Raw genomic sequence first — 715 nt, 5'->3', positions numbered from 1 at the left:
GTCGGTTCGGTCCTCCAGTCAGTGTTACCTAACCTTCAACCTGCCCATGGATAGATCGCCCGGTTTCGGGTCTATTCCCAGCGACTAGACGCCCTATTAAGACTCGCTTTCGCTACGCCTCCCCTATTCGGTTAAGCTCGCCACTGAAAATAAGTCGCTGACCCATTATACAAAAGGTACGCAGTCACAGAACAAGTCTGCTCCCACTGCTTGTACGCATACGGTTTCAGGATCTATTTCACTCCCCTCTCCGGGGTTCTTTTCGCCTTTCCCTCACGGTACTAGTTCACTATCGGTCAGTCAGTAGTATTTAGCCTTGGAGGATGGTCCCCCCATATTCAGACAAAGTTTCTCGTGCTCCGTCCTACTCGATTTCATGACTAAGAGATTTTCGCGTACAGGGCTATCACCCACTATGGCCGCACTTTCCAGAGCGTTCCGCTAATCTCAAAGCCACTTAAGGGCTAGTCCCCGTTCGCTCGCCACTACTAAGGGAATCTCGGTTGATTTCTTTTCCTCAGGGTACTTAGATGTTTCAGTTCCCCTGGTTCGCCTCTTGCACCTATGTATTCAGTACAAGATAACCATCTTATGATGGCTGGGTTCCCCCATTCAGACATCTCCGGATCAAAGTCTGTTTGCCGACTCCCCGAAGCTTTTCGCAGGCTACCACGTCTTTCATCGCCTCTGACTGCCAAGGCATCCACCGTATGCG

The 715-nt window shown here is 50.8% G+C and carries 1 rRNA gene; it reads right to left on the bottom strand.

Features of this window, described 5'->3' with window-relative positions:
- A 23S ribosomal RNA gene (locus tag OKJ99_RS09455) occupies positions 1–715 on the bottom strand; the annotation flags it as partial.

The organism is Streptomyces endophyticus (assembly GCF_035798155.1).
In the GTDB taxonomy this organism is placed as follows: Bacteria; Actinomycetota; Actinomycetes; order Streptomycetales; family Streptomycetaceae; genus Streptomyces; species Streptomyces endophyticus.
Note: the sequence above shows the minus strand (reverse complement) of the source record. Positions and strands in the feature narration are given on the sequence as shown.